Here is a 24,321-nt window from a genome sequence, read left to right on the forward strand (position 1 = left end):
GCCCTTGGCGGCGGGGGGCAGACAGCCCCCCTGCTCCGCCCGCCCCTTGCACCGGCCGGCGGCAGGTCACACCTGCTGCCGATGCCCCGCTCGTCCATGCTCCGCCTGCTCTTCGGCCTGAACCTGTCGCTCCTGGTGCTCTTCCCGCTGGCCTGGGGCGCGCCGCTGATGCGCGCGGGCCTCCTGCCGCTCTTCGGGCTGTCGGAGGTGTCGGTCCTCTCGGGGCTTTCCGCCCTCTGGCAGGGCGGCGAGGCCGCGCTCGCGATCCTCGTGGCGCTCTTTGCGCTCGTGGCGCCGATGGCCAAGACGGTCCTGCTGGCGCTGATCCACCTGTCCCGCGCGCCCACGCGCCTGTTGCCGGCGCTGCAGCTTCTGGGCAAGCTGGCCATGGCCGACGTCTTCTTGATCGCGGTCTACATCACGCTCGCCAAGGGCCTCGCCGTCGGCCGCGTCGAGACCGCCTGGGGCCTCTGGCTCTTCACGGCCTGCGTGCTGGCCTCGCTCGGGATCGGCATCGCCACGGCCCGCCACATCCGGAAACAGACATGACGACCTTCATGATCCCGCTCGCCGTCTTTCTCGCCGCCTTCGCAGCACTTGCGGGCCTGTCGTGGCTCCGCCGTGCCATCGGCGAACCCGCGGCGCGGCGGAAGGGCATGGCGCTGAACCTCGCGCGCCGGTCCGGACCGCCGGTCATCGCCGGGATCGCGGTCCTTGCGCTCGGCGCGGCCCTCGGCGGTGCGGGCACGGGCCTTCCCGCCGCGATCCTTGTCGCGGGTGGCCTCGCCTGGGGCTTTCACCAGGGGCTTTCCGAGGTCCGGCAGGCCAACTGGCGGAGCACGGGGCTCCGCGCGCTTCTCGCGTTCGCCGCCGCCACCGCGTATCTCTGGATGTCGGGTCTGGCCGGGGGCGGACCCCCGGCCTGAGGCTCAGAAGCGGAACGCGAAGCGGAGCGAACCGCTCGTGCTGCGCAGGTCGCCGCCGAGGCCGCTCAGCTCCACCGAGGTGTCGAGAAGGACGCCGCCGCCGATCTCGGTCGAGAGGCCAAGCTCCAGCCGGCCCGTCCAGCCGTCGTCGATCAGGAGGTCCGAGACCAGCGCCGTATCCGACGAGGTGTCGAGCCAGTCGGCGTGGAGCCCCCCGAAGAGTTCGCCGCCGCCGATCGTCTGGCTGATCTCGGCACCGAACGAGGCCTGCGTGAAGCGCACCGTCTCGCGGCCTGCGCCGGCGAGCGTGCCGCTGACGCCCTCGATCCGCTCGACCCCGTGCACGAGGCCCAGCATCGGCGTGACCGTGACGCCCGGCTGCAGCGCGATGTCGTAGCCGCCGCTGAAGGTCAGGGCCGTCAGGCGCGTCTCGCCGGTGCCGTCGCCGCCGCCCGAGCTCTGCGAGAAATCGCCGTGTCCGTAGAGCAGCGACGCCTCGCCTGCCCATGCGCCGGAGCGATAGGCGAAGTAGGGCTGGAGGTAGCGCAGCACGCCGTCCTGGCTGACGGTGCCGACGCTGCCGTCGAGGTCCTGCACCCCGAAGGAGAGGCCCGCCACCATGTCGGGACCCAGCGCGATGTCGGCGCCGATCTGCAGGCCGCGGCCGGAATAGGCGCGGTTCGTGCCGTCATCCTCGGCGCGGAAGCCGGTGAGGTCGATCCAGGTGTAGACCTCGCCCATCATGCCTTCGTGCGCCATCGTGGACTGGGTCACCTGCAGTTCGCCGGTCTCGGGGTCGGCCACGCGGGTGAAGGAGAGCATCGCGTCGCGCGTGGTCAGGCTGTCCTGGCCGCGGTCGCCGGCGAGACCGCCTGCGTTGATCACGACAAGACGACCGGCGGCATTCGCGCCCGCGGCGAGGTTGGCGATTTCTTCGGTGACGGTGGGACCCCAGCCGAGTGTGGCGCCGACAAATTCGAACGCAAACGGCGCGGAGACCGGACACGCAAATACACAGCTGTAGGTCACAGTGGCCTGATCACCGTCTGTAAAGCCACCAACGCGAAAGGAAGACGCTGATGCCCCGAAATTGATGAAGGCAGTTCTGGACGACACCGTCTCGGTCGCTGGAACAGGTTGCGTCAGATCGGCATCCGTAAGGAAGAAAGCGACTCGGTCTTGAAATGACACGGCTGCAGGGTATTCGACACCAAAGACGCCAGAATTCGTGACTGTCACTCGGTAGACGAACCCGTTTCCATCCGCTGCGACACTTCCTGGCGTCGTGTAAAAAGGTGAGGCAGCAGAAAGGTCGCCGCTGACGGACGTCTGCCCCCACGCTGGCGCCACGATCGCCGTGCTGGCGAGACAAACTGCGGCAAACGTCTTTGTTTCGGGGAAAATGCGCATCTGTTCGATCCTCTTTGTCTTTCATTGGCGATTTTTCGCTTATTCCCTCCGTAGCAGCGGCTGCTCCATCGTCACAACGAAGATAACTAAAGTTTTCCAGAGGGATCGAGGCCGTGGCGCGCTGGCCACAGGGCCGCCCCGCCCCTCCTAAATGCCCGCACCGCTTGCCTTCACCGTCCGCTTCGCTACACCCGCGAACATGGCCAAACCCGTCACCCGCTTCGTCTGCTCGTCCTGCGGCGCCGTCACCCAGAAATGGGCCGGCCGCTGCGAGAGCTGCGGCGAATGGAACACCATTGCCGAGGAGGCGCCGCTGTCGGCGGGCCCCTCGAAGCAGAGCCTCGGCGCGGCCAAGGGACGGCGCATGGGGCTCAGCGACCTGCGCGCGGACGAGGCCCCCCCGCCCCGACGCGCCTCGGGACTGGGCGAGCTCGACCGGGTGCTGGGCGGCGGCCTCGTGCCGGCCTCCGCCACGCTGGTGGGCGGGGATCCCGGCATCGGCAAGTCCACCTTGCTGCTGCAGGCCGCGGCGAGCTTCGCGCGCAAGGGCCTGAAGGTCATCTACGTCTCGGGCGAGGAGGCGACGGCGCAGGTCCGGATGCGCGCCCGCCGCCTCGGTCTTGCCGATGCCGCCGTCTCGCTCGCCGCCGAGACGAACCTGCGCGACATCCTCACCACGCTCGACGCCGAGGTGCCGGACCTCGTCATCGTCGACTCGGTGCAGACCATGTGGCTCGACACCGTGGACAGCGCGCCGGGCTCCGTCAGCCAGGTGCGGGCCGCGGCGCATGAGCTGACCACCTTCGCCAAGCGGCGCGGCGTGGCGGTGATGCTGGTCGGCCACGTCACCAAGGACGGGCAGATCGCGGGCCCCCGCGTGGTCGAGCACATGGTCGACACCGTGCTCTATTTCGAGGGCGAGCGCGGCCACCAGTTCCGCATCCTGCGCTCGGTCAAGAACCGCTTCGGCCCGGCCGACGAGATCGGCGTCTTCGAGATGACCGGCGCGGGGCTGGCCGAGGTGCCCAACCCCTCGGCCCTGTTCCTCAGCGACCGCGACACGCCCGCACCCGGGTCGATCGTCTTCGCGGGGATCGAGGGCACCCGGCCCGTTCTCGTTGAATTCCAGGCGCTTGTCGCCCCTTCTTCACTTAGTCAGCCGCGCCGCGCCGTGGTCGGCTGGGACGGCGCGCGCCTGTCGATGATCCTCGCCGTGCTCGAGGCGCGGGCCGGCATCAGCTTCCAGGGGCTCGATGTCTACCTGAACGTGGCCGGCGGCATGCGCATCTCGGAACCGGCCGCGGACCTCGCGGTGGCCGCGGCCCTGCTGTCGGCGCGCGAGGACGCCGCCCTGCCCGCCGATACGGTCGTTTTCGGGGAATTGTCGCTCTCGGGGGCGCTGCGTCCGGTCACACAAGCGGAAAATCGTCTGAAGGAAGCGCTGAAACTCGGTTTTTCCGCCGCAATCCTGCCCAAAGGATGTAATATCGCGGAAAATGGCGGTGTCTCGATCCGCGCGATGGAGGATCTCCCCCGTTTCGTGGGAGAGGTATTCGGCGCAGGTTGACACGGGACGCGGACGACCGCGAAAGAACCGGCAGGCAAGAAACGGCAAGAGGCAAGGGCAGCGATGGAAGGCTTTACCATCTTCGACGGAATCGTCGCGGGCGTCATACTGGTTTCGGCGGTGCTGGCCTATTCGCGCGGCTTCGTGCGCGAGGTCATGTCGATCCTCGGCTGGATCGGCGCGGCGATTCTCGCCTTCGTCTTCGCACCAAACGCGCTGCCGCTCATGAACGAGATCCCGTATCTCGGCGAGTTCATCGGCGGCTCCTGCGAGCTTGGCATCATGGCCTCCTTCGCGGCAGTCTTCGTCGTGGCGCTCGTGCTCATCTCGCTGTTCACGCCGGTCTTCTCGCAGGCGGTGCAGCGCTCGGCCATCGGCGGCGTGGATGCGGGCCTCGGGTTTCTCTTCGGGGTCGCGCGCGGCGCCCTGCTCGTCGTGGTCGCGCTGATCGCCTACGAACGGATCGCGGGCGACGAGCCCATCGCGGAGATCGCCGACAGCCGCTCGGCCCAGGTCTTCGCGCAGGCACAGTCCGCCATCGAGGCGGAGATCCCCTCCGACGCGCCCGGCTGGCTGATGGAGCGTTACGACCAGCTGACGGGAACCTGCGCGGCCGAGTGATCCGGGCCCCGTCGGTACCGATCCGCGACATGACGTGACAGGCATGTGACAGGCAGGGTGACAGGGGCGCCCCGCTGCCCTATGTGGAGGTGCGAAGGGCCCCGAGGGGGAATCGGGGTCTCGCCAGCTGCCATGGATCACGCCCGATGCGCGACGACGAGTCCGTCCCCTTCATCCATCCGTTCGATCCCGCCGACGGCGACAAGCTGCGCGAGGAATGCGGCGTGTTCGGTGTCGTCGGCGTGTCGGACGCGGCCAATTTCGTGGCGCTCGGCCTGCATGCCCTGCAGCACCGGGGCCAGGAAGCCGGCGGTATCGTCACCCACCACCCGCAACTGGGCTTCAACTCGGCCCACCGCTTCGGCCTCGTGCGCGACACCTTCACCAGCCAGAAGGTGATGGAGACGCTGCCGGGCGAAATCGGCATCGGCCACGTGCGTTATTCGACCGCCGGATCCAAGGGCGCGACCCAGATCCGCGACGTGCAGCCCTTCTTCGGCGAGTTCGCCATGGGCGGCGCCGCCATCGCCCATAACGGCAACATCGTGAACGCCGACGAGCTGAGGCGCGAGCTGATCGAGCGCGGCTCGATCTTCCAGTCCTCCAGCGACACCGAGTGCATCATCCACCTGATGGCACGGTCCCTGCAAAGGACCATCCCCGAGCGGATGAAGGACGCGCTGCGACGGGTGGAGGGGGCGTTCTCCATCGTCGCCATGACCCGCACCAAGCTGATCGGGGTGCGCGATCCGCTGGGCGTGCGCCCCCTTGTGCTGGGGCAGCTCGGCGACGGCCACGTGCTGAGCTCCGAGACCTGCGCCCTCGACATCATCGGCGCGGACTTCCTGCGCGAGGTGGAGCCCGGCGAGATGGTCGTCATCTCCGGCGGCAAGGTCGAAAGCTTCCGCCCGTTCGAGCCGCGCCGGTCGCGGTTCTGCGTCTTCGAGCACGTCTATTTCTCGCGCCCGGATTCGATCATCGGTGGCCGCTCGGTCTACGAGACGCGCCGCCAGATCGGGGTGGAGCTGGCCCGCGAGGCGCCCGCCGACGCCGATCTCGTCTGCCCCGTTCCCGACAGCGGGACACCGGCGGCCATCGGCTTCGCCCATGAAAGCGGCATTCCCTACGGCATGGGGATCATCCGCAACCAGTACATGGGCCGGACCTTCATCGAGCCGACCGAGCAGATCCGCAACATGGGTGTGCGCCTGAAGCTGAACGTGAACCGCGCCCTCATTCGCGGCAAGCGCGTGGTGCTGGTCGACGACAGCGTCGTGCGCGGCACGACCAGCCGCAAGATCAAGGAGATGATCCTCGACGCGGGCGCGGCGGAGGTCCATTTCCGCATCGCCAGCCCGCCGACCGCCTGGCCCTGTTTCTACGGCGTCGACACGCCCGAGCGGGAAAAGCTCCTGGCCGCGACGATGTCGGAAGAGGAGATGCGGCGCCATCTCGGCGTCGCGTCGCTCAGGTTCGTCTCGCTCGACGGGCTCTATCGCGCCGTGGGCGAGGCCCAGGGACGGAACGGCAAGTCGCCGCAATACTGCGACGCCTGTTTCTCGGGCGAATACCCGGTCCGCCCGGTGGACATGATCGCGAAGGGATTCGAACTGCCGCACGCGGCGGAGTAGGTCCTCAGACCTCCGGCAGCTGGCTCCGCAGCCGGGCGAAAATCGCCTGGAACGCCTCGGGCCCTTCGAGGTCGAGCGCGCCGTCGGCCACGGCCTCCCGGTCCCACATCCAGCTTTGCGCCGGGTCGTCGCGCATCGCCCAGCCCGCGAACATGCGGTGTGGCGCGGGCCCCTTGTGGCGCAGCGTCACCTCCACGTGCCGGTCGTCGCGGCGGATCCGGGCGTAGCAGGCCGCCACCTTGTCCGCCGGCCCTTCCAGAAGCTGAATGTAGAGATCCGCCCGGCAGATCAGCGCGCCGGTGATGTCGTCCTCGGCATTGTTGCGCCGCGCCTGCAGGAGGATGCCGTTGAGCATGCCCTGGTCGAAGCCGAAAGGCCGGGAGGTGTAGATCAGGCGTATCAGGTCCATGGCTGTGCGATCCCCTGGTTTGCGGCCTTTGCCGGATCGCGTGGAGCCGCAGGTGCCCACAACGACTGAAGACATGGGCCGATCCGAGCGCCTGTCCAGCGGCCCGCGCGCGGACATGATACCATTCCGAAACGAAGACGCCGCCCCGGGGCAACCCTGGGGCGGCGTTGGAAAAGCTGTGGCGACGCGTTCAGGCGCGGCGGCGGAAGGCCGCCAGACCGCCCGAGACCGCCAGCGCGGCGATCACCGACTTGATCGCGTCACCCGCCAGGAACGGCGCCATCCAGCCGGCCCAGAGCGCACTCCATTCGGTGCCGAGGGTCACGGCGGGCCAGATCAGGCCGGGGATGTAGATGATCGCGGAGGCCACGAGCGCGACGAGGATCGCGGGCAGCGCGCGGCGCGCCAGCCCCCGGTCCGCGGCCCATCCGGCCAGCCATGCCATCGCGACGAACCCGAGAAGGAAGCCGCCCGTCGGCCCCATCATGTAGGCCACGCCCGCGCCACCGGCCGAGAAGACCGGCAGGCCCATGGCGCCCTGGCCGAGGTAGACGATCAGCGTCGCGGCGCCGAGCCGCGCGCCGAGCGCGAAGCCGACCGTCAGGATCGCCAGCGTCTGAAGCGAGAGCGGGACGGGTCCGATGAAGACCGAGAACTGCGCCGCCACGGCGATCAGCAAGCTGCCGGCCAGAACCAGCGCAGTCTGTTTCAGAAGGCTCAGATCGCCGAGGGCGGCCTGTGCAAGGGTGGTGTCGCGGCTCATGTGAACCCTCCGGTTGTCATGGTCGTTCATCCTGTCGCCCTCCGGTATTCCCGTGGCTCCCGGCGAAGTCAAGCGCGCCCCGCGCCGCGCCCCCGTCTCGAGGCACCCTTGCCAATTGCCGCGCGGCAGGGCATTGCGCGCGGCCATGAACGCTACGCACGCAAAACCGCTGGACGGAAAGATCGCGCTGGTCACCGGGGCCTCGCGCGGGCTCGGTGCGGCCTGCGCCGAATGGCTTGCCGCGAAGGGTGCCCACGTGGTCGCCGTCGCCCGCACGGTGGGCGGCCTGGAGGAACTCGACGACCGCATCCAGGCCGCCGGCGGCCACGCGACGCTGGCGCCGATCGACCTGACCGACGAGGGCGCGATCGCCCATCTCTGCCGCTCGGTCCACGACCGCTGGGGCCGGGCCGACATCTGGGTCCATACCGCGATCCACGTGACCGCGCTGACGCCCGCGCCGCACATCACTGCCAAGGACCTCGACCGCAACATCACGACGAACATCCGCGCGCTGGCGCGCCTGATCGCGATGATCGATCCGCTCATCGCGCCCGCGACGGCGCCGGTGGCGGTGTTCTTCGACGACGAATGGGACGAGAAATTCGCCGGTGCCTACGCCATGTCGAAGGCCGCCCAGCGCGCGCTGGTGCAGAGCTGGCAGGCCGAGACGGCGAAACACGGGCCCGACGTGCACCTGCTGCGCCCCGCGCCCATGCCGACCGCGACGCGCGCGCGCTTCTACCCCGGCGAGGACCGCTCGAAGCTCGCCAATCCGCGCGACGAGGCGGCGCGGCTTCTGGCGCCGATCCTCGGCGGCGCCTAGAACGGGACCGTTTCGCGCCGGAACCCCCGGCGCGATTGCGTATTTCAGGAAAGATGAAGGCCCAGTCGGGCGCGCGTCCGGAGCTCAGGCCCCGCCGCTCGACGCCCTGCCCTCGAGTTCCTCGGCCAGCGCCTCGGCCCGCGCGGCCAGTTCGGCCAGCCCGTCCGTGACGCTGTCGGGCAATTCGGTGCGCGGCCCGGCCTCCTGCAGCTCCGCGATCCGGCGCGCGCGGTCCGCGAGACGTTCCTCGGCCGAGCGGAGCGCCTTTTCCTGCGCCGCGACCTTGGCCTGCAGGCCCTTTACGTCATCCTCCAGCGCGCCGGTCTTGTCAGCCAGCATCAGCCCCGCCATCAGGAGCATCTTGTCCGACGGCATGCGTCCGATCTGCCCCAGGATCACAGCCGCCTCGGTGTCGAGAAGCTTCGCGGCGGCGCGCAGATAGGGCTCCTCGCCTTCCTTGCAGGCGACAGCGAAGGACCGTCCGCCGATCTCGATCTCGACCTCAGGCATGTCCGGCTTCCTCCTGGCTGGGCCCCTCGCCTTCGGTCAGTTCGGCGAGAATGCGGTCGAGCTCGGCCGCCTCGGCGCGGCGCGCCTCCGTGAGGGCGGCGACCTGCGCCTCGAGCGCCCGGGTGAGCGCCCCCTGCCCGTTCGTCCCCGCCTCGCCGTCCGCCACCATGGTCGTTCCGGCCCTCATCTCGTCGAGGCCCTGCGACATCTCGTCGACGACCCGCTTCAACCGGCGCACCTCGGCGCGCAGCGCCAGCGCGCGCGCGTCGGGCTCGAGGCCGGAGGTCTCGCCAAGCTCTTCGGCGAGGTCCTGGGCGGCGTCGCGGGCGGCCAGCGCCTCGGCACGTTCCTCGCGGGCACGTTCCACACGCCGCTTCAGCAGGCCGTTCTCGTGTTCGAGCTCCGCGATCCGCTCGCCATCGCCTGGGGTTTCTTCCGCCGCCTTCTGAAGGTCGGCCACGCGCGCCTCCAGCGCGTCGCGGGCTTCGGTCAGGGCGGATATCTGGGCCTCGCGGGCGGCGAGGTGCTCCTCGAGCTCGGCGATGCGTCCCGCGCCGGCATCGGCGGCGCTTCCGCTCTCGGCGAGTTTCGCTTCGGCGCCGCCAAGAGCGTCCTGCGTTTCGGCCAGGCGGGCTTCGAGCGCCTCGACACGCAGTGCAAGGTCCCGCGCGCGGGCCTCGGCCTCGTCCCGGGCCGCCTCGGCGGCTGCGAGCGCCGAGGAGGCCGGCGACGCGACCGGGGGGCCATCGGCCGTGAAGCCGACACCACCTACGGCGCCCGCGTCGAGGCCCCTGGCGATCCGGTCGAGTGCCGATGCCAGTCGCGCCTCGAGAGCGCCCAGTTTCTCGAATTCCGCGCTGTCGCCCATGGTTACTATACCGTTCCGGTCCTGCTTCGATCTGGATGCCCGGGTCCGGCCCGCACCTCCGATTTGCGCGCCCTCCTGCCGGTTCCGGTCTTGGAGGGGTCGTCGCGCCGGGCGGATGCCTCGGCCGCCCAACTCCACGCAATCCCAATCTGGCCGGATTTGCAAGTTTTTCCCGCCCGGTTGGCGCAAGATCGCCCATGGCGGGCCGACCTGCAGGGGCCCGGAACCGCCCCGACGGCGGCAACCCGCGCGCTTGCACTTCGCCCGCCACCTGCTATCACGCCGCGACAGCCGCGCCGCCCGTCCGCGCCCCTGCAAAGCAAAGCCAAGGACCAAGCCACATGGACATCGCCGCCCTCGCCCGGAACCACCCCGACCACTGGCGCCGCGCCGCCTGCATCCGGACCCTGACGCTCGATGCGGTGGCCGCGGCGAATTCGGGCCATTCGGGAATGCCGATGGGCATGGCGGACGTGGCGACCGTTCTCTTCGACAAGCACCTGAGTTTCGACGCATCGGCGCCCGACTGGCCGAACCGCGACCGCTTCATCCTGTCGGCCGGCCACGGTTCGATGCTGCTCTATTCGCTCCTCTATCTCACCGGCTCGCCCGACATGACGCTGGAGCAGGTCAAGGCGTTCCGGCAACTGGGCTCGATCACCGCGGGCCATCCGGAATACGGCCATGCCAAGGGGATCGAGACGACGACAGGCCCGCTCGGCCAGGGCATCGCCAACGCGGTCGGCTTCGCCATGGCCGAGGAATTCCTGCGCGCCAAGTGGGGCCGGAAGATCATCGACCACTACACCTGGGTCATCGCCGGCGACGGCTGCCTGATGGAGGGCGTGAGCCAGGAGGCACTGGCGCTCGCAGGCCGGCAGGAGCTGTCGCGGCTGATCGTTCTGTGGGACAACAACGGCATCACCATCGACGGCAAGGTGTCGATCGCCGACCGCACGGACCAGCTGGCGCGGTTCGCCGCATCCGGCTGGGATGTCTTCGAGTGCGACGGCCACGATCCCGTCGACATCGACCGCGCGCTGACCGCGGCCAAGGCCAGCGCCCGGCCCGCCATGGTGGCCTGCAAGACGCACATCGCGCTCGGCCATGCCGCGCAGGACACCGCAAAGGGCCACGGCGCGTTGACCGACGCGGCGCAGCTGGCGGCCGCCAAGGAAGCCTATGGCTGGCACCACGGCCCCTTCGAGATCCCCGCCGACCTCAAGGCCGAGTGGGAGGCCATCGGCGCCCGCGGGCGGCCCGCGCGCGAGGAATGGGAGACGCGCTTCGGGCTTCTTTCCGACGGCAAGCAGGCGGAATTCAACCGGGCCTTCGCGGGCGAGATGCCGACGAAGCTTTCGGCCACGATCCGCGCGCTGAAAAAGCAGCTCTCCGAGGCACGCCCGAGTGTCGCCACGCGCAAGGCCAGCGAGATGGCGCTCGAGGTCATCAACCCGATCCTGCCGGAAACGATCGGCGGCTCGGCCGACCTGACCGGGTCCAACAACACCAAGACCGCCGATCTCGGCACCTTCGAGCCGGAGAACCGCAAGGGCCGCTATGTCTACTACGGCATCCGCGAGCACGGCATGGCGGCGGCGATGAACGGCATGGCGCTCCATGGCGGCGTGCGGCCCTACGGCGGCACCTTCATGTGCTTCGCCGACTATGCGCGCCCGGCGATGCGGCTGTCAGCGCTCATGGGCGTGCCGGTGCAGTACGTCATGACCCATGACAGCATCGGGCTCGGCGAGGACGGGCCGACCCATCAGCCGGTCGAGCATCTCGCCATGCTGCGTGCGACGCCGAACATGCTGGTCTTCCGGCCCGCCGACGCGGTCGAAACCGCCGAGGCCTGGGAGGTCGCGCTGTCGCAATCCTCGACGCCGTCGGTCCTGGCGCTCAGCCGCCAGAACCTGCCGACCGTGCGGACCGAACACAAGACCAGGAACCTGACCGCGCAGGGCGGCTACGTGCTGGCCGATGCGGAGGGCAAGCGCCAGGCGATCCTGATGGCGACGGGCTCCGAGGTCGCGATCGCCATGGCCGCGCGCGACCTTCTGCAGGCCAAGGGGATCGGCACGCGCGTCGTCTCCATGCCCTGCTGGGAACTGTTCGAGGACCAGGACGAGGCCTATCGCAAGCGCGTCCTGCCCGGCGGGCCGGTGCGCGTGGCGGTCGAGGCCGCGATCCGCTTCGGCTGGGACCGCTGGCTTTTCGGCGAACGTGGCCGCCGCGAGAAATCGGGCTTTGTCGGGATGCACGGCTTCGGCGCGTCGGCGCCGTCCGAGGATCTCTACCGTCACTTCGGCATCACGGCCGAGGCCGTGGCGGAGAAGGCGAAGTCGCTTCTCTGAACCGGCTCCTGCCCTTCATCCTGGCGAAAAACTCCCCGCCCGGAGGGCACCAGCCGCGGCCGAATGCTCCCGCAGGGGGCATGAGACCGCGGCTTTGCGGGACGCCGCCCGAAGGCGGCGATGCGCAGTGTCAGCCGTCCGCGAAGAGCGCCCGGATCTCCCCCGTGAAGCTGGCCCGCACATGGGCCATTTCGCCTTCGGAGACATGGGCGTCGAGTACGTCGAAGACCGCACCGATGGCGTGCTCCGCATCGCCCATTGGATCGCCCTGAAAGGCCGCCTGGACGCGCTCGATGAAGCCCGCCTTGCTGCGCTCGACCACCGGCGTCTTCGACGGGTCATAGCCTTCGTAGTAGATCCCGCGCACGAAAATCGGCAATTGCGCCGACAATTGCGCCGCCTCGTCGGGGGAAAGGTGGTCGCGCAGGGCCTGCAGGACCGCGCGCATCAGCCGGTAGGCACGCTGCTTGTTGGCCCAGCCGGCCCGGTAGTCGACCTCGTTGATCCAGACGTTGGCCTGCTGCACGGATTCGTCGATGATCTTCAGTCCCAACGCACTCATGGCGTCCTCCCTCGCTTGCCCCGGCGCCTCGTCCCGCGCCGCCTGTAATGAGAGCACGACGGCGCGTCGGGCGCCTTGACCTGCGTCAGAAGGCGGGACTCAATGGGACGCGCCTTCCCCCCCGAGACCCACGGCCCGCAGCACGGGCGAGATCACCCGGCCGACGACCGGCATCAGGAGAAGACCGATCGCCAGGCCGAGAAGCCCGTCGATCACCGCCTTCGCCGCCCAGACCGCGAAGTCCCCCGCTCCGTCGGCCATCTGCGCGATCGCGTCGATGGCATCCTCCGGCACGTGCCAGCCGATCTCGGCCAGCGAATGCACGACGATCGAGCCGCCGACCCAGAGCATCGCGAGCGTGCCCACGAAGGTCAGCAGGCGCATGAAGCCCGGCATGCCCCTCACCACGCCCCGGCCGATGGCCCGCCCCAGCGCCGTGCGCCCCTGGCGGGCGAGGTGCAGGCCCATGTCGTCCGCCTTCACGATCAGGGCCACGGACCCGTAGACGAGCACGGTGATGCCAAGGCCCACCAAGGCCAGCGCAACCGCCTCGAACAGGAGCGAGTCGGTCTCGATGGCGGCCAGCGCGATGGTCATGATCTCGGCCGACAGGATGAAGTCGGTCTTGATCGCGCCCTTCACCTTCTCCTCCTCCAGGTGCGCGCTGTCTTCGGCGGACATCTTCTTCCGGGCGGCTTCCTGGACGTCGTGATGCGCGGGCGAGAGCCAGTGAGCCACCTTCTCCGCGCCCTCGAAACACAGGTAGCCGCCCCCCAGCATCAGCAATGGCGCGATCGCCCAGGGCGCGAAGGCCGACAGCAGCAGCGCGGCGGGCAGCAGGATCACCAGCTTGTTGAAGATCGAGCCGCGCGTGATCTTCCAGACGATCGGCAACTCGCGCTCGGCGGTGAAGCCATGGACGTATTTCGGCGTCACCGCGGCGTCGTCGATCACCGCGCCCGCCGCCTTCGCGCCGGCCTTGGTCGCCTGGCCCATCACGTCGTCGACGGAGGCCGCGGCGACCTTCGCGATTGCAGCGACGTCGTCGAGAAGCGCCAGCAATCCGCTCATGGTTTCCCTCTCCAGACCCGTAGCGGCCGGAGCATAGCGGGCCACCCCCCGCAGACAACCCGCCTTCCCGAGGAAACGGTTTGCCCGGCGGCGCCCGTTTCGGATGCGATCCGCGAACGACCGCCCAAAGCCGTTAGCGCAAACGGCGGATGTTTTCGCTAACATGCAGATAAATCGTGATTTTTCGTCTTCCCGGTCGCGGCATGCTTTTGTATGCGGTGACGCAGAACGGGATTGCCGAATTCGGGAAAGGTGCATTTCATGACGATCACGCTGGGTATCAACGGCTTCGGCCGCATCGGACGCTGCACGCTGGCGCATATCACCGAGGCCGCACGCAACGACGTCCAGGTGGTCAAGATCAACGCGACCGGCCCGATCGAGACGAATGCGCACCTCCTGAAATACGACAGCATCCACGGCCGCTTCGGCGGGCAGGTCCGCGTCTCGGGCGACACGATGGACCTGGGACGCGGGCCGATGAAGGTCTTCTCGACCTACGACCCGGCCGAGCTCGACTGGGAGGGCTGCGACGTCGTCCTCGAATGCACCGGCAAGTTCAACGACCGCGACGCGGCCGCCGTTCACCTGACCCGCGGCGCCAAGCGCGTCCTCGTCTCGGCGCCCGCGAAGAACGCCGACAAGACCATCGTCTACGGCGTGAACCACCGCGAGCTTCTGGACAGCCATCATGTCGTCTCGAACGGCTCGTGCACGACGAACTGCCTCGCACCTCTCGCCAAGGTCCTGAACGACGCCATCGGCATCGAACGCGGGATCATGACCACGATCCACAGCTACACCGGCGACCAGCCGACGCTGGACCGCCGCCACAAGGACCTCTACCGCGCCCGCGCCGCCGCCATGGCGATGATCCCGACATCGACGGGCGCCGCCAAGGCGCTGAAGGAGGTACTGCCGGAGCTGGAAGGCCGCCTCGACGGCACCGCGCTGCGCGTGCCGACGCCGAACGTCTCGGCCGTGGACCTGACCTTCGAGGCCGGACGGGACGTGACCGTCGAGGATGTGAACGAGGTGGTGCGCGAGGCCGCCGCCGGCCACATGGGCGCTGTGCTGGCCTACGACCCCGAGCCCAAGGTCTCCATCGACTTCAACCACACGACGCATTCCTCGATCTTCGCCCCCGACCAGACCAAGGTCGTCGGCGGGCGCACCGTGCGGGTGCTCGCGTGGTACGACAACGAATGGGGCTTCTCGGCACGCATGGCCGATGTTTCGGCGGCGATGGGGCGGCTCCTGCACTGACGGGCCGCGCAGGCTGCGGGCTGGCGTGTTGACGCCGGTCAAGGCGCCGAACCCTGAAACGCGCGATCATCCCCGGGCGCCATCGTCACGGCGCGAGCACAGAGGGGAGATTTTCTCATGCGAACGACTCAGAGCATCCGGTTTGCTGCCCGCCTCGGCGCGACCGCGCTTCTGGCCTGCGGCCTGTCCGGAGCGGCGATGGCCCAGTCCTGCCCCGATGTCGGGCTCGGCGGCGCGCCGCTCGGCTACGGCGCCGGACAACTCCAGGGCGGCCTTTCCTTCGACGTGATCGCCGGCGGGAACATCGATCTTGGTGCCTGCGGCAGCGCGCCCGGTTACGGCTGGATCGTCGAGGCGCCCGATTTCGAACTCACCCTGTCGGGCGCGGCGGCCGACGAATCCCTCACCCTTTCGGTCTCCGGCGATTGCGACACCGTCCTTCTGGTGAACGACGCAACCGGCGAGTGGTTCTTCAGCGACGACGAAGGCGGCGGCCTCGACCCCGCAATCTCCATCGCGCCGGCCCGCAACGGGGTCTATGACATCTGGGTCGGCACCTATGGCACCGAGACCTGCCCCTCGGTCCTGACGCTGCAGACCGGCGCCGGAAGCGGCGGCGCGGCGGCCAGCAAGTAACGGCACGGACCTCCGCCACGCGGCGCGAAACGGGGCTTGGCCCGGTGCCGCGCCGCGTGTCAGTGTGCGCCCCGGGGGCAGACCTGCGGAACCGGCGGAGCATGACATGACAAACACCGTGGCGGCCTGGCTTGCCGCCGTCATCGTCGCGGCGGTCCTCGCCGATCTCGTCCTCAACGGGGGGCGTGTCCTGTTCTTCCTGGCGCTGGAATTCGTCGACCTGCTCGACTGGGCCGCCTTCTGGCGCTAGGGCGCCGGGGCTTGTGCTGAGGCCACTGTCACCGCATTGTCGTTTGCAGAGGCCGCGCACGGCTGATACCACCGTTAGCGGTAACATTTCCCGCCCTGACAGGCGCGGAACGCAAAGCATTTCGGAGGAATCATGGCCATCAAGGTAGCGATCAACGGCTTCGGACGCATCGGGCGCAACGTTTTGCGCGCCATTGTGGAATCGGGGCGCACCGATATCGAGGTGGTGGCGATCAACGACCTGGGCCCGGTCGAGACCAACGCCCATCTCCTGCGCTACGACAGCGTGCACGGCCGTTTCCCGGCGACGGTGACGACGACCGAAAGCACCATCGACGTGGGCCGCGGGCCGATCGAGGTGTCGGCGATCCGCAATCCCGCCGAGCTGCCATGGAAGCACATCGACATCGTCATGGAATGCACGGGCATCTTCACCGACAAGGAGAAGGCGCAGATCCACCTCGAGAACGGCGCGAGCCGGGTTCTGGTCTCCGCGCCCTCGAAGGGGGCCGACAAGACCATCGTCTACGGGGTGAACCACGGCGAGCTGACGAAAGACGACCTGATCGTCTCGAACGCCTCGTGCACCACGAACTGCCTCGCGCCGGTGGCCCATGTCCTCAACCAGGCGGTGGGCATCAAGCGCGGCTTCATGACGACGATCCACTCCTATACCGGCGACCAGCCGACGCTCGACACGATGCACAAGGACCTCTACCGCGCCCGCGCGGCGGCGATGTCGATGATCCCGACCTCGACGGGCGCGGCCCGCGCCGTGGGCCTCGTCCTTCCCGAGCTGAACGGCAAGCTCGACGGCGTGGCGGTGCGCGTGCCCACGCCGAACGTCTCGGTCGTGGACCTGACCTTCGAGGCCGCCCGCGACACGAGCGTGGAGGAGATAAACGACGCGATCCGCGCCGCTGCCGGCTCGGGCCCGCTGAAGGGGATCCTCGGCTATACCGACGAGATGCTCGTTTCGATGGACTTCAACCACGATCCGCACTCGTCCATCTTCCACACCGACCAGACCAAGGTCATGGACGGCAATCTCTGCCGGATCCTGACGTGGTACGACAACGAGTGGGGCTTCTCCAACCGGATGAGCGACACGGCGGTCGAAATGGGCAAGTACCTCTGAGACAGGGCGGGCGTCGCGAAGTGCGTATTTGAAGAAAGATGAAGACCGCGGCAGCAGTCGTCCGCGGCTTCATCTTTCCCAAAATACGCCCGCCGGAGGCGCGAAAACCGCTGTCGCCGCGGCGAGGCTCTGCTATCACGACGCAGGAACCGGGAGGCCGCGATGACCTGGAAAACCCTCGACGACTTGGACCTGGCGGGAAGGATCGTGCTGACCCGCGTCGACATCAACGTGCCGGTCGAGGATGGCCGGGTGACCGATGCGACGCGGATCGAGCGCATCGTGCCGACGGTGAAGGACATTCTCGCGAAAGGCGGACGGCCGGTCCTGCTCGCGCATTTCGGGCGCCCCAAGGGCAAGGTCGTGCCCGAGATGTCTCTGAGACAGGTCGTGCCCGCGCTCGAGGCCGCGCTCGGGCAGCCGGTGGCCTTCCTCGAGGCGCCTGACCGCGCCGCGCTCGAAGCGCTGCCAGCGGGAAGCGTCGCGCTTCTGGAGAACACGCGCTTCGATCCCGGCGAGGAGAAGAACGACCCCGACCTGGCCCGATCCTATGCCGCGCTCGGCGATGTCTACTGCAACGACGCCTTCTCGGCCGCGCACCGGGCCCATGCCACGACCGAGGGGCTTGCGCATCTCCTGCCGTGCTGCGCCGGGCGGCTGATGGAGGCGGAACTGAAGGCGCTCGAGGCGGCGCTCGGTAATCCCGAGCGGCCGGTTCTCGCCGTGGTGGGCGGCGCGAAGGTCTCGACCAAGCTCGACCTCCTGGGGAACCTCGTCGAGAAGGTCGACATGCTGGTGATCGGCGGCGGTATGGCGAACACCTTCCTCGCGGCCGAAGGCGTGGACGTGGCGAAGTCGCTCTGCGAGCACGATCTGGGCGAGACGGCCCGCGACATCCTCGCCAGGGCGCGCGCCGCGGGTTGTGAGGTGATCCTGCCCACCGACGTCGTCGTGGCCGAGCAATTCGCCGCGAACGCCGACAACACCACGGTCGCCGTCACCGCCGTGCCGGCGGACACGATGATCCTCGATGCCGGGCCGCAGAGCGTGGCGCGCGTCCGTGACGCCATCGACCGGGCGAGGACGCTGATCTGGAACGGCCCGCTCGGCGCCTTCGAGATCGAGCCGTTCGACGCGGCCACCAACGCCGCGGCCACCCATGCCGCCGAGCGCAGCGCGGAAGGCGCGCTGGTCTCTGTGGCGGGCGGCGGCGACACCGTCGCGGCGCTGAACCGCGCGGGCGCGGCCGAGAAGTTCAGCTACATCTCGACGGCCGGAGGCGCCTTCCTGGAATGGATGGAGGGCAAGACCTTGCCGGGGGTGGCGGCACTCGAACAGGGCTGAAGCCCTTCGTCGCCTCATGTTTGCGCCACCATGATGGACAGGTCCGTCGCGTCCCCCTATTGCTCGGGCCCGGGTGGGTCATTTGAGCAAAACATTGAGGGTGTGACACATGACGAACGCTGAGATGCGCGAGCAGATGGAAAGCGGCAATGGGTTCATCGCCGCGCTGGACCAGTCGGGCGGCTCGACGCCCAAGGCGCTGCGCCTCTACGGGATCGGGGAGGACGCGTATGCCTCCGAGGACGAGATGTTCGATCTCATCCACCAGATGCGGACCCGGATCGCCACCGCGCCCGCCTTCACCGGCGAGAAGGTCGTGGGCGCGATCCTGTTCGAGAAGACGATGGACCGCGAGATGGGCGGCAAGCCTTCCGCGAAATTCCTGTGGGAGGAACGCGGCGTCGTCCCCTTCCTCAAGATCGACAAGGGGCTGGAGGCCGAGGAAAACGGCGTGCAGCTGATGAAACCGATCCCGGGGCTCGACGACCTGCTCGACCGGGCCGTGGCGCACGGCATCTTCGGCACGAAGGAACGCTCGGTCGTCTCGGCGGCGAACGCGGAGGGGATCGAGGCGATCGTCGCCCAGCAGTTCGAGCTCGGGCGGGCGGTGCTTGCCAAGGGCCTCGTGCCGATCCTCGAGCCCGAGGTCACGATCTCGATCGCCGACAAGGCCGAAGCCGAGGACATGCTGCTCGCCTCGATCCTGAAGCACCTCGAAGGCCAGGATCAGCCGGTCATGCTGAAGCTGTCGCTGCCGACCAAGGCCAACCTCTACGCGCCGCTGATCGCGCATCCCAAGGTGCTGCGGGTCGTGGCGCTCTCGGGCGGGTATTCCCGCGACGAGGCGAACGCGAAACTGGCCGAGAACCACGGGATGATCGCGAGCTTCAGCCGCGCATTGACCGAGGGGCTTTCGGCGCAGCAGTCGGACGAGGACTTCAACGCCACGATCGCCGAAACGATCGACAGCATCTACGCCGCCTCGATCACCTGAATTCCGGGCCAAGGCGCGCGAGAAGCGCGGACATGTCGGGGGGGCCGAGGCTCCCGGCGACATGGCCGCGCGCGCCGTCGAGGCGGGTGGCGACGAAGGCATCCGCCACCGCCTCCGGCGCGGCCCGGACCAGCACGGACGCGGTCAGCAGAAGCGCCGTGCGTTCGGCGAACCAGCGCGCCTCGGCCTCGTCGGGCAGGCCGGGCCAGCGCGCCCGGTGGGCGGCAAGTGCAGCGTCATAGCGCCGATCCGCGCCGCGCGCCGCGTCGAGGTCGGCGGCGAGCAGCGCGCCAGCCGCGGGGTCCCGAGCGAGCGTGCGCAGGATGTCGAGGCAGATGACGTTGCCCGACCCTTCCCAGATGCCGTTCAGGGGCGCCTCGCGGTAGAGCATCGGCAGGGGCGTGTCCTCGACGTAGCCCATGCCGCCCAGCCCCTCCATCGCCTCGACGATGACGCGGGGGGCGAGCTTGTTGTTGAGGAACTTCGCCAGCGCCACCGCGATGCGGGCGAAGGGCGCGCGAGAGGGATCGTCGAAGGCGCGCGCGACGTGGAAGCCCAGCGCCGTTGCCCCCTCCCAGTCGAGGACGAGGTCGCACAGAAGCGCGCGCATCAGCGGCTGGTCGGCAAGCCGCCGCTGGAAGACGGTGCGGTGCCGGACCCAGTGCGACAGGTGGTCGAGCGCGCCCCGCATCAGGCCCGCGGGCGCCATCGCGGTGTCCAGGCGGGTGTGGTGCACCATGGTCAGGATGGTGCGCACGCCCTGCCCGTCCTCGCCGAGAAGATGCGCCAGCGCGCCGTGATACTCGATCTCGGCCGAGGCATTGGCCCGGTTGCCGAGCTTGTCCTTCAGGCGCAGCAGGTGGACCCCGTTGCGCGTCCCGTCCTCGAGCCAGCGGGGCACGAGAAAGCAGCTCAGCCCGACCTGCGTCTGCGCGAGCGTGAGAAACCCGTCCGACATGGGCGCCGAGCAGAACCACTTGTGCCCGGTGAGGCGCCAGCCCTCTCCCGCGCGCTCGGCCCGCGTCGTGTTGGTGCGCACGTCCGAGCCGCCCTGCTTCTCCGTCATCGCCATGCCCAGCGTCGCCGCGCGCTTGGCCGACAGGGGGGCGACCGCCGGATCGTAGTCGCGCGCCGTCAGCTTCGGCACCCAGTCGGCGGCAAGCGCGGGGGCCGCAGCCAGCGCGGGGACGGCGGCATAGGTCATCGTCATCGGGCAGCAGGTGCCGGGCTCCACCTGGCTGTGCAGGTAGACCATGGCCGCATGGGTCAGGTGGCTTCCCCCCGTCCAGGGCCCGCCGGCGTAGCCCGCCCCGAGGCCCAGCGCCATCAGCCGGTGATAGCCGTCGGTGAACCCCACCTCGTCGAGCCGTCGCCCGCCCGCATCGAAGAGCCGAAGCTCAGGCAGGCGGGTGTTCGCCTCGCGCGCCCAGGCGGCGGCCCCGACCGTGCCGAGGGCGCGGGCATGGTCCCCGACCCCGGCGCCCTTCGCGTGGGTCGCAAGCACCGGGTCCCCGCCCCAGAGGTCGCGGTTCCCGCGCGCGGGCGGCTGGTTCGTGACCTCATGGTCCGCAAGCGTCGATGTCGGCTCCATGGCAACACCTCCCCGGCGAAAGGATAGGGGCCGCGAATCATTCTGTCGCGGGGGGATTCCCTTTTACCCGACGTTATGCGAATCTCTTCCGACGAGACGCCCGTCAGAGGCGTCCGAGGCAGAGGCAGAGGCATGTTCCGTTCGATCTCCTTCACCGGACTCGGGATCACCACCGCGCTCGTGCTGGTGGGCGCCTACTTCACCTTCACCGCGGTGCAGGGGAATTACGGCCTCTTTCGTCGCATCCAGATCGAGGCCGAGTCCGACCGCCTGTCGATCGAACTGGCCCGGCTGGAGGCCGAGAACGCGCGCATGGAAATCCTGACCCGGCGGCTCTCGGACGACTTCCTCGATCTCGACCTGCTGGACGAACGCGCCCGCGACGTGCTGGGCTACACCCGCCCCGACGAGATCGTCCTGCCCTGACATCCCCCCGCCCGGGCATTATTGCACTGGACGCATGGCGGCCCGGCGGCCCTGCGTCACCTTATCAGGAAAACGGGGGGTGTCATCGCGCCCCGGCTTTGCTATGGATAGTTCAACGTTAAACTATCTCATTGCACGGGGAGGTCCCGACAGCCATGGCGACCCGGAAAACCGCGTCCAGATCAGCCGCCAAGCCGAATGTCTCGGCCGATGAGCTGAAGGCCCACTACCGCGACATGCTGCTGATCCGCCGATTCGAGGAAAAGGCCGGTCAGCTTTACGGCATGGGCCTGATCGGGGGCTTCTGCCACCTCTACATCGGTCAGGAGGCCGTCGTCGTCGGCCTGGAGGCCGCCGCAAGCGAGGGCGACAAGCGCGTCACCTCCTACCGCGACCACGGTCATATGCTGGCCTGCGGGATGGACCCCCGGGGTGTGATGGCCGAGCTGACGGGCCGCGAGGGGGGCTACTCCAAGGGCAAGGGCGGCTCCATGCACATGTTCTCGAAAGAGAAACATTTCTACGGCGGCCACGGGATTGTTGCGGCCCAGGTGCCGATCGGCGCGGGCCTCGCCTTCGCGGACAAGTACCTCGGCAACGACCGGGTGACCTTCGCCTATTTCGGCGACGGCGCCGCCAACCAGGGCCAGGTCGCCGAGACCTACAACATGGCCGAACTCTGGAGCCTGCCGGTCATCTTCGTGATCGAGAACAACCAGTACGCCATGGGCACCAGCGTCAAGCGCGCCACGAAGTCCCCCGACTTCTGGGAACGGGGCGCGGCCTATGGCATCGCGGGCGAGGCGGTCGATGGCATGGACGTGCTGGCCGTGAAGGCCGCGGGCGAGAAGGCCGTCGCGCACTGCCGCGCGGGCAAGGGCCCCTACATCCTCGAGGTCATGACCTACCGCTACCGCGGCCACTCCATGTCCGACCCCGCGAAATACCGCACGCGGGAAGAGGTGCAGGAGATGCGCGAGAAGCGCGACGCGATCGAGCACGTGCGCCAGCTGCTGCTGACGGGCGGGCACGCATCCGAGGACGATCTCAAGAAGATCGACAAGGAAATCAAGGATATCGTGAACGAGTCCGCCGAGTTCGCGAAGGAGAGCCCCGAGCCCGCACTCGAAGAGCTCTGGACCGATATCTACGCCGAAGTGGCGCCGCAGGACGCCTGAGGGGAGACGACGACGATGGCAACCGAAATTCTCATGCCCGCGCTCTCCCCCACGATGGAGGACGGCACGCTGGCCAAGTGGCTGGTGAAGGAGGGCGACACGGTCTCGGCCGGCGACATCCTCGCCGAGATCGAGACCGACAAGGCGACGATGGAATTCGAGGCCGTGGACGAGGGCGTGATCGGCAAGATCCTCGTGGCGGAGGGCACCGAGGGCGTGAAGGTCAACAGCCCGATCGCCATTCTTGTAGAAGAAGGTGAGAGCGTCCCGGACGGAGCAAGCGCAGCCGCGCCCGCCGCCGAGGCCCCCGCCCCTTCCGCTGCGCCCGCGGCTCCGGCCGTTCCGGCGACCCCGGCCCCCGCCGCGCCTAAGTCGAACGCCTCGCCCGACTGGCCGGCCGATGCCGAGATGAAGAAGACCACGGTCCGCGAAGCGCTCCGCGACGCGATGGCCGAGGAAATGCGCCGCGACGAGACCGTCTTCGTGATGGGCGAGGAAGTGGCCGAGTACCAGGGCGCCTACAAGGTGACGCAAGGGCTGCTGGACGAGTTCGGCCCACGCCGCGTGATCGACACGCCGATCACCGAGCACGGCTTCGCGGGCCTCGGCGTCGGCGCGGCCTTCGGCGGGCTGAAGCCCATCGTCGAGTTCATGACGTTCAACTTCGCCATGCAGGCGATGGACCACATCGTCAACTCGGCGGCCAAGACGCTCTACATGTCGGGCGGTCAGATGGGCGCGCCGATGGTGTTCCGGGGTCCCAACGGCGCGGCGGCCCGCGTCGGCGCCCAGCACAGCCAGGACTACGCGGCGTGGTATTCCCATATCCCCGGCCTGAAGGTCGTGCAGCCCTACTCGGCGGCCGACGCCAAGGGCCTTCTCAAGACCGCGATCCGCGACCCCAACCCGGTGATCTTCCTCGAAAACGAGATCCTCTACGGCCGCAGTTTCGACGTCCCGCAGATCGATGACCTGACGATCCCCTTCGGCAAGGCGCGGATCTGGCGCGAGGGCACGGACGTGACCATCGTCAGCTTTGGCATCGGCATGACTTACGCGCTCGAGGCCGCCGAGGAACTGGCGAAGGACGGCATCGACGCCGAGGTGATCGACCTGCGCACGCTGCGCCCGATCGATTACGACACGCTGATCGCGAGCGTCATGAAGACCAACCGCTGCGTGACCGTCGAGGAAGGCTTCCCGGTCTGCTCCATCGGCAATCACCTGTCGGCCTACATCATGACCCACGCCTTCGATTACCTCGATGCACCGGTCCTGAACTGCACCGGCAAGGACGTGCCGATGCCATATGCCGCGAACCTCGAGAAGCTCGCCCTGACTTCCACGGCCGAAGTGATCGAGGCCGTCAAGCAGGTGACCTACCGCGGATGATGCGCGTGCTCGGCAAGACGCAGGCCTCCGACGCCTACCGCATCGGCCTCGACATCGACGGGGCCGAGGTGGTTGCGCGGATCCCCGAGGCGCTCCTGTCCGCCGAGCACGGCACCGACGAGAAGGTGCCGCACCAGGCCGCTTATGAATGGATCGAGGCGCGCGCCCACGCGCTCGTGCACGCGATCCGCACGCTTCATTCCGGCGCCCGCCCCCGGGCGCCCTTCGACCAGATCACGCTCGAACCCGGGCGCTGAGGCCCCGGGACACCGAGAAGGGAGAGCCGCGACCATGCCGACCGAAATCCTTATGCCCGCCCTGAGCCCGACCATGGAGGACGGCACGCTGGCCAAATGGCTGGTGAAGGAGGGCGACACGGTAAGCGCCGGCGACATCCTCGCCGAGATCGAGACCGACAAGGCGACGATGGAATTCGAGGCCGTGGACGAGGGCGTGATCGGCAAGATCCTCGTGGCCGAGGGAACCGAGGGCGTGAAGGTCAACGCGCCGATCGCCGTGCTTCTGGAAGAGGGCGAAAGCGCGGACGCCATTGGCAGCGCGCCCGCCGCCGCCCCTGCCCCGGCCA

General features: G+C 68.8%; 26 protein-coding genes. 18 read left to right on the forward strand and 8 right to left on the reverse strand.

Annotated elements, in window-relative coordinates:
• Positions 1–81 precede the first annotated feature (81 nt).
• Together N8I71_RS18100 and N8I71_RS18105 are read left to right on the forward strand one after the other, a co-directional pair.
• On the forward strand, positions 82–549 hold the full coding sequence (locus tag N8I71_RS18100; RefSeq protein WP_262879431.1) for a paraquat-inducible protein A: 468 nt from the start codon (positions 82–84) through the stop codon (positions 547–549).
• Positions 546–926 carry a hypothetical protein gene (locus N8I71_RS18105; RefSeq protein ID WP_262879432.1) on the forward strand — a complete coding sequence of 127 codons (381 nt, stop codon included), beginning with the start codon at positions 546–548 and terminating at the stop codon, positions 924–926. The genes N8I71_RS18100 and N8I71_RS18105 overlap by 4 nt, the downstream gene beginning before the upstream one ends.
• A 3-nt stretch (positions 927–929) precedes the next feature.
• On the opposite strand, the gene N8I71_RS18110 is transcribed toward N8I71_RS18105, so the two are convergent.
• Positions 930–1,811, reverse strand: coding sequence for an autotransporter outer membrane beta-barrel domain-containing protein (locus tag N8I71_RS18110; RefSeq protein WP_262879433.1), 882 nt, complete (start codon positions 1,809–1,811; stop codon positions 930–932).
• Between the two features lie 724 nt (positions 1,812–2,535).
• Between N8I71_RS18110 and radA the strand changes: the two genes are divergently transcribed.
• The 3 genes from radA to purF all read left to right on the forward strand — a co-directional run bounded on the left by radA (position 2,536) and on the right by purF (position 6,155).
• Positions 2,536–3,903 carry a DNA repair protein RadA gene (radA, locus tag N8I71_RS18115; protein ID WP_262879434.1) on the forward strand — a complete coding sequence of 456 codons (1,368 nt, stop codon included), beginning with the start codon at positions 2,536–2,538 and terminating at the stop codon, positions 3,901–3,903.
• 63 nt (positions 3,904–3,966) lie between these two features.
• The gene (locus N8I71_RS18120; protein WP_262879435.1) at positions 3,967–4,524 is read left to right on the forward strand and encodes a CvpA family protein; all 558 of its coding nucleotides are present in this window, start codon (positions 3,967–3,969) and stop codon (positions 4,522–4,524) included.
• 146 nt (positions 4,525–4,670) lie between these two features.
• Positions 4,671–6,155, forward strand: a complete 1,485-nt coding sequence (gene purF, locus N8I71_RS18125; protein WP_262879436.1) for an amidophosphoribosyltransferase — start codon at positions 4,671–4,673, stop codon at positions 6,153–6,155.
• 4 nt (positions 6,156–6,159) lie between these two features.
• On the opposite strand, the gene N8I71_RS18130 is transcribed toward purF, so the two are convergent.
• The gene (locus N8I71_RS18130; RefSeq protein WP_262879437.1) at positions 6,160–6,564 is read right to left on the reverse strand and encodes a BLUF domain-containing protein; all 405 of its coding nucleotides are present in this window, start codon (positions 6,562–6,564) and stop codon (positions 6,160–6,162) included.
• A gap of 190 nt (positions 6,565–6,754) precedes the next feature.
• A complete protein-coding gene (locus tag N8I71_RS18135) occupies positions 6,755–7,327 on the reverse strand; it encodes a biotin transporter BioY (protein ID WP_262879438.1) in 573 nt (190 codons plus the stop codon).
• A gap of 145 nt (positions 7,328–7,472) precedes the next feature.
• On the opposite strand from N8I71_RS18135, the gene N8I71_RS18140 reads away from it, so the two are divergent.
• The gene (locus N8I71_RS18140; RefSeq protein ID WP_262879439.1) at positions 7,473–8,153 is read left to right on the forward strand and encodes an SDR family NAD(P)-dependent oxidoreductase; all 681 of its coding nucleotides are present in this window, start codon (positions 7,473–7,475) and stop codon (positions 8,151–8,153) included.
• An 84-nt stretch (positions 8,154–8,237) separates the two neighbouring features.
• Here N8I71_RS18140 and N8I71_RS18145 read toward each other — a convergent pair whose 3' ends face one another.
• Positions 8,238–8,663: a cell division protein ZapA gene (locus N8I71_RS18145; RefSeq protein WP_262879440.1), complete on the reverse strand. Its 426-nt coding sequence runs from the start codon at positions 8,661–8,663 to the stop codon at positions 8,238–8,240.
• Positions 8,656–9,531, reverse strand: a complete 876-nt coding sequence (locus N8I71_RS18150; protein WP_262879441.1) for a coiled-coil domain-containing protein — start codon at positions 9,529–9,531, stop codon at positions 8,656–8,658. The genes N8I71_RS18145 and N8I71_RS18150 overlap by 8 nt, the downstream gene beginning before the upstream one ends.
• 341 nt (positions 9,532–9,872) lie before the next feature.
• Between N8I71_RS18150 and tkt the strand changes: the two genes are divergently transcribed.
• Positions 9,873–11,888, forward strand: a complete 2,016-nt coding sequence (gene tkt / locus N8I71_RS18155; RefSeq protein ID WP_262879442.1) for a transketolase — start codon at positions 9,873–9,875, stop codon at positions 11,886–11,888.
• Between the two features lie 130 nt (positions 11,889–12,018).
• Here tkt and N8I71_RS18160 read toward each other — a convergent pair whose 3' ends face one another.
• Together N8I71_RS18160 and N8I71_RS18165 are read right to left on the reverse strand one after the other, a co-directional pair.
• Complete coding sequence (locus N8I71_RS18160; protein ID WP_262879443.1) at positions 12,019–12,450, reverse strand: DUF2267 domain-containing protein; 432 nt, start codon at positions 12,448–12,450, stop codon at positions 12,019–12,021.
• A gap of 99 nt (positions 12,451–12,549) precedes the next feature.
• Positions 12,550–13,521: a DUF808 domain-containing protein gene (locus tag N8I71_RS18165; RefSeq protein WP_262879444.1), complete on the reverse strand. Its 972-nt coding sequence runs from the start codon at positions 13,519–13,521 to the stop codon at positions 12,550–12,552.
• A gap of 261 nt (positions 13,522–13,782) precedes the next feature.
• On the opposite strand from N8I71_RS18165, the gene gap (N8I71_RS18170) reads away from it, so the two are divergent.
• From gap (N8I71_RS18170) to N8I71_RS18195, 6 genes are all read left to right on the forward strand, one after another.
• Positions 13,783–14,787 (forward strand): type I glyceraldehyde-3-phosphate dehydrogenase, encoded by a 1,005-nt coding sequence (gap, locus tag N8I71_RS18170; RefSeq protein WP_262879445.1) that lies wholly within the window; start codon positions 13,783–13,785, stop codon positions 14,785–14,787.
• A 117-nt stretch (positions 14,788–14,904) separates the two neighbouring features.
• A complete protein-coding gene (locus N8I71_RS18175; RefSeq protein WP_262879446.1) occupies positions 14,905–15,423 on the forward strand; it encodes a peptidase S1 in 519 nt (172 codons plus the stop codon).
• A gap of 106 nt (positions 15,424–15,529) precedes the next feature.
• The gene (locus tag N8I71_RS18180) at positions 15,530–15,673 is read left to right on the forward strand and encodes a glyceraldehyde-3-phosphate dehydrogenase (RefSeq protein WP_262879447.1); all 144 of its coding nucleotides are present in this window, start codon (positions 15,530–15,532) and stop codon (positions 15,671–15,673) included.
• Positions 15,674–15,805: 132 nt separating this feature from the next.
• Positions 15,806–16,810 carry a type I glyceraldehyde-3-phosphate dehydrogenase gene (gene gap / locus N8I71_RS18185; RefSeq protein WP_262879448.1) on the forward strand — a complete coding sequence of 335 codons (1,005 nt, stop codon included), beginning with the start codon at positions 15,806–15,808 and terminating at the stop codon, positions 16,808–16,810.
• 162 nt (positions 16,811–16,972) lie between these two features.
• The gene (locus N8I71_RS18190) at positions 16,973–18,154 is read left to right on the forward strand and encodes a phosphoglycerate kinase (protein ID WP_262879449.1); all 1,182 of its coding nucleotides are present in this window, start codon (positions 16,973–16,975) and stop codon (positions 18,152–18,154) included.
• 109 nt (positions 18,155–18,263) lie between these two features.
• Positions 18,264–19,148 carry a fructose bisphosphate aldolase gene (locus N8I71_RS18195; RefSeq protein WP_262879450.1) on the forward strand — a complete coding sequence of 295 codons (885 nt, stop codon included), beginning with the start codon at positions 18,264–18,266 and terminating at the stop codon, positions 19,146–19,148.
• Here N8I71_RS18195 and N8I71_RS18200 read toward each other — a convergent pair.
• Positions 19,141–20,739, reverse strand: a complete 1,599-nt coding sequence (locus tag N8I71_RS18200) for an acyl-CoA dehydrogenase family protein (RefSeq protein WP_262879451.1) — start codon at positions 20,737–20,739, stop codon at positions 19,141–19,143. The genes N8I71_RS18195 and N8I71_RS18200 overlap by 8 nt on opposite strands.
• Before the next feature lie 132 nt (positions 20,740–20,871).
• Here N8I71_RS18200 and N8I71_RS18205 point away from each other — a divergent pair, with 132 nt between their 5' ends.
• From N8I71_RS18205 to N8I71_RS18225, 5 genes are all read left to right on the forward strand, one after another.
• The gene (locus N8I71_RS18205) at positions 20,872–21,165 is read left to right on the forward strand and encodes an FtsB family cell division protein (protein WP_262879452.1); all 294 of its coding nucleotides are present in this window, start codon (positions 20,872–20,874) and stop codon (positions 21,163–21,165) included.
• Positions 21,166–21,320: 155 nt separating this feature from the next.
• Positions 21,321–22,343, forward strand: a complete 1,023-nt coding sequence (gene pdhA / locus N8I71_RS18210; protein WP_262879453.1) for a pyruvate dehydrogenase (acetyl-transferring) E1 component subunit alpha — start codon at positions 21,321–21,323, stop codon at positions 22,341–22,343.
• A gap of 15 nt (positions 22,344–22,358) precedes the next feature.
• The gene (locus N8I71_RS18215) at positions 22,359–23,735 is read left to right on the forward strand and encodes a pyruvate dehydrogenase complex E1 component subunit beta (protein WP_262879454.1); all 1,377 of its coding nucleotides are present in this window, start codon (positions 22,359–22,361) and stop codon (positions 23,733–23,735) included.
• Complete coding sequence (locus tag N8I71_RS18220; protein WP_262879455.1) at positions 23,732–23,992, forward strand: hypothetical protein; 261 nt, start codon at positions 23,732–23,734, stop codon at positions 23,990–23,992. The genes N8I71_RS18215 and N8I71_RS18220 overlap by 4 nt, the downstream gene beginning before the upstream one ends.
• Positions 23,993–24,026: 34 nt before the next feature.
• Positions 24,027–24,321: biotin/lipoyl-containing protein (locus N8I71_RS18225; RefSeq protein WP_262879456.1), on the forward strand; the 295-nt coding region annotated here is incomplete at its 3' end.

It is taken from the genome of Roseicyclus sediminis, from assembly GCF_025515305.1.
GTDB classification, from domain to species: domain Bacteria; phylum Pseudomonadota; class Alphaproteobacteria; order Rhodobacterales; family Rhodobacteraceae; genus Roseibacterium; species Roseibacterium sediminis.

Coding starts and splice junctions, on each gene's coding strand:
- purF (WP_262879436.1), top strand. CDS start 4,671: ATGCGCGACGACGAGTCCGTCCCCTTCATCCATCCGTTCGATCCCGCC.
- N8I71_RS18140 (WP_262879439.1), top strand. CDS start 7,473: ATGAACGCTACGCACGCAAAACCGCTGGACGGAAAGATCGCGCTGGTC.
- N8I71_RS18105 (WP_262879432.1), top strand. CDS start 546: ATGACGACCTTCATGATCCCGCTCGCCGTCTTTCTCGCCGCCTTCGCA.
- N8I71_RS18200 (WP_262879451.1), bottom strand. CDS start 20,739: ATGGAGCCGACATCGACGCTTGCGGACCATGAGGTCACGAACCAGCCG.
- N8I71_RS18130 (WP_262879437.1), bottom strand. CDS start 6,564: ATGGACCTGATACGCCTGATCTACACCTCCCGGCCTTTCGGCTTCGAC.
- gap (WP_262879448.1), top strand. CDS start 15,806: ATGGCCATCAAGGTAGCGATCAACGGCTTCGGACGCATCGGGCGCAAC.
- radA (WP_262879434.1), top strand. CDS start 2,536: ATGGCCAAACCCGTCACCCGCTTCGTCTGCTCGTCCTGCGGCGCCGTC.
- N8I71_RS18150 (WP_262879441.1), bottom strand. CDS start 9,531: ATGGGCGACAGCGCGGAATTCGAGAAACTGGGCGCTCTCGAGGCGCGA.
- N8I71_RS18190 (WP_262879449.1), top strand. CDS start 16,973: ATGACCTGGAAAACCCTCGACGACTTGGACCTGGCGGGAAGGATCGTG.
- N8I71_RS18145 (WP_262879440.1), bottom strand. CDS start 8,663: ATGCCTGAGGTCGAGATCGAGATCGGCGGACGGTCCTTCGCTGTCGCC.
- tkt (WP_262879442.1), top strand. CDS start 9,873: ATGGACATCGCCGCCCTCGCCCGGAACCACCCCGACCACTGGCGCCGC.
- N8I71_RS18135 (WP_262879438.1), bottom strand. CDS start 7,327: ATGAGCCGCGACACCACCCTTGCACAGGCCGCCCTCGGCGATCTGAGC.
- N8I71_RS18165 (WP_262879444.1), bottom strand. CDS start 13,521: ATGAGCGGATTGCTGGCGCTTCTCGACGACGTCGCTGCAATCGCGAAG.
- N8I71_RS18180 (WP_262879447.1), top strand. CDS start 15,530: ATGACAAACACCGTGGCGGCCTGGCTTGCCGCCGTCATCGTCGCGGCG.
- N8I71_RS18220 (WP_262879455.1), top strand. CDS start 23,732: ATGATGCGCGTGCTCGGCAAGACGCAGGCCTCCGACGCCTACCGCATC.
- N8I71_RS18195 (WP_262879450.1), top strand. CDS start 18,264: ATGACGAACGCTGAGATGCGCGAGCAGATGGAAAGCGGCAATGGGTTC.
- pdhA (WP_262879453.1), top strand. CDS start 21,321: ATGGCGACCCGGAAAACCGCGTCCAGATCAGCCGCCAAGCCGAATGTC.
- N8I71_RS18205 (WP_262879452.1), top strand. CDS start 20,872: ATGTTCCGTTCGATCTCCTTCACCGGACTCGGGATCACCACCGCGCTC.
- N8I71_RS18175 (WP_262879446.1), top strand. CDS start 14,905: ATGCGAACGACTCAGAGCATCCGGTTTGCTGCCCGCCTCGGCGCGACC.
- gap (WP_262879445.1), top strand. CDS start 13,783: ATGACGATCACGCTGGGTATCAACGGCTTCGGCCGCATCGGACGCTGC.
- N8I71_RS18160 (WP_262879443.1), bottom strand. CDS start 12,450: ATGAGTGCGTTGGGACTGAAGATCATCGACGAATCCGTGCAGCAGGCC.
- N8I71_RS18215 (WP_262879454.1), top strand. CDS start 22,359: ATGGCAACCGAAATTCTCATGCCCGCGCTCTCCCCCACGATGGAGGAC.
- N8I71_RS18120 (WP_262879435.1), top strand. CDS start 3,967: ATGGAAGGCTTTACCATCTTCGACGGAATCGTCGCGGGCGTCATACTG.
- N8I71_RS18100 (WP_262879431.1), top strand. CDS start 82: ATGCCCCGCTCGTCCATGCTCCGCCTGCTCTTCGGCCTGAACCTGTCG.